The sequence below is a fragment of the Hydrocoleum sp. CS-953 genome (assembly GCF_002260545.1).
GTDB lineage: Bacteria > Cyanobacteriota > Cyanobacteriia > Cyanobacteriales > Microcoleaceae > Trichodesmium.
The window spans coordinates 1-6,189 of sequence record NZ_LGSU01001034.1 but is presented as its reverse complement, the minus strand read 5'-3'; the positions used below and the strand labels follow the sequence as shown (position 1 = coordinate 6,189).

The 6,189-nt window shown below is 40.0% G+C and carries 2 protein-coding genes; one reads left to right on the top strand and one right to left on the bottom strand.

Annotated features, from left to right (window positions below):
- Positions 1-595 precede the first annotated feature (595 nt).
- Positions 596-5,200, bottom strand: a complete 4,605-nt coding sequence (locus AFK68_RS15035) for a PQQ-binding-like beta-propeller repeat protein (protein ID WP_094673501.1) — start codon at positions 5,198-5,200, stop codon at positions 596-598.
- 317 nt (positions 5,201-5,517) lie between these two features.
- Here AFK68_RS15035 and AFK68_RS15030 point away from each other — a divergent pair, with 317 nt between their 5' ends.
- Entirely contained in the window at positions 5,518-6,045 is a 528-nt protein-coding gene (locus AFK68_RS15030) for a hypothetical protein (protein WP_094673500.1), read from the top strand.
- Positions 6,046-6,189: the final 144 nt, after the last annotated feature.

Genomic DNA, 6,189 nt, shown 5'->3' with positions numbered 1-6,189 from the left:
GATTTTAACTACCAGTATATTTGTTTGGTTTTTCAGAAAATATATATTAAAGCGATCGTAAATTAGTTTGACTTTTTCCCTATTAAAAAAGTTAGAAGTTAGAAGTCATAATTAGGGCTGGCTGAATCAATATCAAACCATTTGCAGATAAAGATTTTAGGCTTTTTAGGTATCAAAAAGTGCTAGATTTTTGACCCCTCATGTTCAAAAATTAAGTATTTTGGGCAGACTATGGGAGAAAAATCAAAGGACTATTCTTCCTCCTACCTCCTCTATAATTCCAAATTTTCCTGTACGGGTGATTTGCGTAATTAGGAGCATTCCGGAACGGAAATCACCCCTACGACTCCTGACTCCTACCCTCACAAAAAGACTTTTTCAGCAAACCCTAATTATATCATGTCCGGTAGCATCGGTATTGTATAGCAAAGGTAGGGAACACTTAACAGGGAACAGGGAGGAAGAAGCTTTAAGAGAAGGAAAAACTTGATATGGCGGTAGATATTTTCCCAACTTTTACACGCTCCGATACCAACGGACATGATATTATCTGGATTCTATATCACTTGGAATTCTGATGCTACCGGACATGATATCACTTAAGATTAACAGAAGGATGAACGGGAAGATTTTCGCAACTTTTCTGATATGTCTCCAAGTTGCTGTTTATATACTGCTTCCATTCCTCTGCTGTTAAATTTCGAGGGAGACGGCGACAAGCTTCTGCAATTAAATCTACTTTCATTACCTCATAGAGGTGGGCAGTTTTGTCCCAACTTGCAGTAGCAATAGTCTTGTCGTCGGGACTGAATGCTACTGTCCATACCCTATCCTGGTGGTTGAAGGTAGCGATGACTTCGTGGGTGTCCATATCCCAGAGACGGGCGGTATTGTCATTACTTGCTGTCGCAATGGTTTTGCCCTTGGGGCTAAAGGCTACTGCATTTACCCCGCCCTGGTGCTTGAGAGTCACTAATTGTTTGCCAGTGGTAGCATCCCAGAGGCGGGCGGTTTGGTCATAACTTGCTGTCGCAATAGTTTTACCATCGGGACTAAAGACTACTGCCCTTACTGAGTCGTTGTGTTTGAGGGTAGCTAATTCTTTGCCAGTGGTAGCATCCCAGAGGCGGGCGGTTTGGTCATCACTTGCAGTAGCCATGGTTTGCCCGTTAGGACTAAAGGCTACTGCCCTTACTGAGTCGTTGTGTTTGAGGGTAGCTAATTCTTTGCCAGTAGTATCCCAGAGGCGGGCAGTTTGGTCATCACTTGCAGTAGCAATGGTTTTGCCGTTAGGACTAAAGGCTAGTGCCCTTACTGAGTCCTGGTGTTCGAGAACAGCTAATTCTTTGCCGGTGGTAGCATCCCAGAGGCGGGCAATATTGTCATTACTTGCGGTGGCAATGGTTTTGCCGTTAGGACTAAAGGCTACTGCATTTACCCCGCCTTGGTGGTTTAGGGTAGCTAATTGTTTGCCAGTGGTAGCATCCCAGAGGCGGGCGGTATTATCATAACTTGCGGTGGCAATGGTTTTGCCCTTGGGGCTAAAGGCTACTGCATTTACCCCGCTCTGGTGGTTGAGAGTCCCTAATTCTTTGCCAGTGGTAGCATCCCAGAGGCGGGCGGTATTATCATAACTTGCAGTAGCAATGGTTTTGCCGTTAGGACTAAAGGCTACAGCTCTTACGGTGTTCTGGTGGTTGAGAGTCGCTAATTCTTTGCCGATGGTAGCATCCCAGAGGAGGGCGGTTTGGTCATTACTTGCGGTCGCAATGATTTTGCCGTTGGGGCTAAAGGCTACTGCCCTTACTGAGTCTTGGTGGTTTAGGGTAGCTAATTCTTTGCCAGTGGTAGCATCCCAGAGGCGGGCGGTATTATCATAACTTGCAGTAGCAATGGTTTTGCCGTCGGGGCTAAAGGCTACTCTCCCTACTGAGTTCTGGTGGAGTAAGGTAGCGACTTCTTTGCCGGTGGTAGTATCCCAGAGGCGGGCGGTTTGATCATTACTTGCTGTCGCAATGATTTTGCCGTCGGGGCTAAAAGCTACTGTATTTACCCTGCCCTGGTGTTTGAGGGTAGCGACTTCTTTGCCGGTGGTAGCATCCCAGAGGCGGGCGATATTGTCATTACTTGCTGTGGCAATGGTTTTGCCATTAGGACTAAAGGCTACCGCTCTTACCGAGTCCTGGTGTTTGAGGGTAGCGACTTCTTTGCCGGTGGTAGCATCCCAGAGGCGGGCGATATTGTCATTACTTGCTGTGGCAATGGTTTTGCCGTCAGGGCTAAAGGCTACCGCTCTTACCGAGTCCTGGTGTTTGAGGGTAGCTAATTGTTTGCCGGTGGTAGTATCCCAGAGGCGGGCGATATTGTCATTACTTGCTGTGGCAATGGTTTTGCCATCGGGGCTAAAGGCTACCGCTCTTACCTCTCCTTGGTGGGGTAGGGTAGCGACTTCTTTGCCGGTGGTAGCATCCCAGAGGCGGGCAGTATTGTCATTACTTGCTGTGGCAATAGTTTTGTCGTCGGGACTAAAGGCTACTGCTCTTACCTCTCCTTGGTGGGGTAGGGTAGCGACTTCTTTGCCGGTGGTAGCATCCCAGAGGCGGGCAGTATTGTCATTACTTGCTGTGGCAATAGTTTTGTCGTCGGGACTAAAGGCTACTGCTCTTACGTCCCCTTCGTGTTTGAGAGTATAAAGATGATCGGGAAGTTGGGCTAACCCCTTGCGGATAATTTCATTGACTGCATTTTGAGATTTATCTAAAAGCTGACTGTCTAAAAATTTGCTGACAACTTTCCTCCACCAATACTCTTCCCGTTCTTTAAATTCTTGAATTTGAGCTATTGACTGGACTGCCAACAAAACACTTGTATCATAACGGTTATAAATGCTCAAAACCTCTGCTTCAGATGCTCGCCTATCAATATTAGCAACGTTACTTCTATATTCGGCTTTCCTATTCTGAATGAAAGCATAAGCAGATAACCCAACCATTACAAGTGCAACAATTGATGAAAATAGGTTTTGGTTTTGAGCTAATTTTTTAGCTTTTTCCTCTTCAAGTTGTTTTTTTATGCGTTCTTTCTCTTCAACTTCTAAACGAGTTCTCAACTCCTGACTTGCCCTAACAAACTCATAAGCATACCCATCCAACAAACCCATATCCCCATATTTGGTCACATATTCTTCTGCTTTTATTAACTGCCCTTCTCGCCATAACCAATCATCTTTTTTATCCTGTTTTTCCCATTCCTTTGCATCAACTTCAATCTTTCTTACCAACGGCAAAACTTCTTGATAATCTTCTACCCAATTTCTCAGCTTTTCCCAACTTCTAATTAATTCTTCGTGAATCACATCTAATAATGTTCCTGCCCCTGACTTATCTTTAGTAATTAACCGATTATTTTGGTCTGCTAATTTATTACTTACCTCTAACAACATCTCTAAACTATGTTGTTCATTTGGCAAATCTTCTAAAATTACTCGTCTGCGAGTATCTGTTATTTTTCCTGACTTTGTTTTCTGTTGCCCAGGCTGTACTAATTCTAAAAATATCCTCTTTGCTACCGACTTTTCCTCTTTATTCAGACTCTCAAATACTTCGTTTGCTCGTTTCGTTAAAGTACCCTTAATTCCTCCCAACTTTGTATAAGTTGCCAGTGTTAAATATTTACTTTTCTCTTCTCCTTGAGTGGCATATTTCCACAGAACATCCATAGTATATTGTAGCAGAGGTAAACTACCTGGATTCCGCAAAAAGTCTTCTGTAATTTGGGCAACTAATCCGGCTTCTACTTCCATTCCTACTAATTGAGCCGGGTTTTTAATTGCTTCTTTTACTTCCTCTTTTTCCAGAGGTGTTACTAATAGTTGACGTTCTTTAATTTTAGTCGCTAACCCTGTATATTTTGAACATTGGTCGAGAAAATCTGCCCGCATTCCTAAGATTAAGCAAAGTTTCTTTTGAATTGCTTCACTTTCTAGAGCTGCCAACAAACAATCAAAAAATTCCTGTCGTTTTTCGTGAGTTTCACACAGAGTAAAAGATTCTTCAAATTGGTCAATTAAGATGACAACTCTTTCTGTTTCTGCTTGCTCAATAAACTGGATTAATTTTTCTGTTAAATTCTCTGGTTTTTCTGCTTCTAGATTAATTGCCTTTTGCAGATTTTCTAGAGGTGTTCCAGTAGGAGTAAAAGGCTTAATATATTGCCATCTATCACTTCCCGAAATTTTCTGCCCCCGCTTCAATTGATATAATAAACCTGCTCTTAATAAGGAAGATTTTCCACTGCCTGATGCTCCTAATACTGCCAGAAAATTATTAGTTCTTACTCGGTCTATTAATTCATCTGTTAATCTAGTTCTGCCATGAAAAAATACTGCATCTTCTTCTTTGTCTGTAAAATAAGATAAAGCACGATAAGGAGGTGTATTTTTCCAACGTTCATCTATAGGTTGAGTCGGTGTATTAGTAGTTAGAATAATTGCATTTCCTGAATTATGAAATACAGGAGCTTGAGAAGCATCACGCATATTCTTTTGGATAGAATCTGCCAAAATATAGTTAGTTATCCAACCATCAAGAGAATTTTCTGGATTTAAACCTTTGAGTAATCTAGCTGTAAAAGCACCATGTTCTCCATTTACTTCTATACTTGTTTCAAAGGAACGAGAAGCAGTAATAAAACAGCGACTTATTTCTTTTCCACTACCCGGATCTGCCTTTTCAAAGTTTAATAATTCTCCACTAAAACAACAGTCTAACCAAACTATTTGTTTTTTCACCGGACTATTTTGTAATAGTTCTTTGAACCAATTTAACGATATGCCATAAATATTCCTTTTTGTTTGCACATCACTAGTAATTAAAAAGCCTTCTCGAACACCCCCTTCTGTTGTGACATAACCATGTCCGGCAAAGAAGAATAAAGCCACATCAGGAATTTCACTTTTGGAGGTAGGATTAAATAAATTACTAATCCGTGGTTGAAGGTCTTTACTTTTTACTTTGCCATTAGAAATAAATCTTTCTCTACCTTTTTCATCATAATCTTTAGGCAAACGTTGCACATGAAATTTGCCATACTTTTCTAACATTTCCGCAATAGCTTCAGCATCATTAACAGGAGCTTTGAGATTTAAATTTCTCTCATATATATGGTTGTTAATTCCTACAACCAATGCTTCTCTACGCATAGTTAAAACTACTTACTAATAATAATCTTCTTTTATATTGTATCAGGACTTACGCAAGGAAACTAAATCCAGTGAGGGCGAATGGCATTCGCCCCTACATATCGCATTTTTAAGGTAAATTTGCGTAATTCCTCTGTATTTTATATTGTCACTTTGGGTTATAATATTTTCTAGTTATTCCCCAAACTTAGATTTAATACCTATGGGGATTTAAAATGTTATAATTCAGAAGTCATAAATTGTTTTTGCAATGGGATTTTGAGCAACCCTCCCAAAAACATTTCGCCTTTAAAAGCGGGTTTTAAGACTGAATTATTTTGATAATTGATCGAGTCGAAATTCAAAACCTTAGCTTGACTAGAGAAAAAATAGCAGATAGAAGGATACTGAAGATGGATAATTTAATGGAAAAAGAAAAATTCTTATTATCTCTGGTATATGCAATCCAAGAGTTAGAAACTCCTTTAAGTTCAGAGGAAAAAGAACAACTCCAAGATGTTTCCGAACAATTAGCTGATGACCCCACAGCTTGGGAAATCTATACTAAACCTCTGGTAGAGGAAATAATTAGCAATAACTCATCTCTGAATAAAATCTTTCAAGATGTTCAGTCAAAACTAGAAAAAATTGACAAAATTCCTCAAGATGTTCTCCCTACTGCTGAAGAGTTAGCAACAGTTACTCCGACAAAAAATCAACCCCAGGAACGCCCTATTACCAGGATTAATTCTGCCGATTTAAAAAGTAATGAAATTACTAATATGTGTATCCAGGTTATCTCATCGCCAGAGCCATCAGAAACAGTTAAAAAAGTTAGTAAGTTGGATAAATTATTGAATTTATAAATTAAAAAAATTGAGATACTAAATTAGGAATTACACAAATAAACCAAGAAACCGGGTTTGTATTAAATACTCTAATACAGTAATATTAACTGCCAATAAACCCGGTTTCAAATAAACTAAGAAACCTGGTTTATATTAAATACT

Excerpts from the sequence above, each read along its gene's own strand:
- AFK68_RS15035 (WP_094673501.1), bottom strand. The coding sequence starts at position 5,200 with ATGCGTAGAGAAGCATTGGTTGTAGGAATTAACAACCATATATATGAG.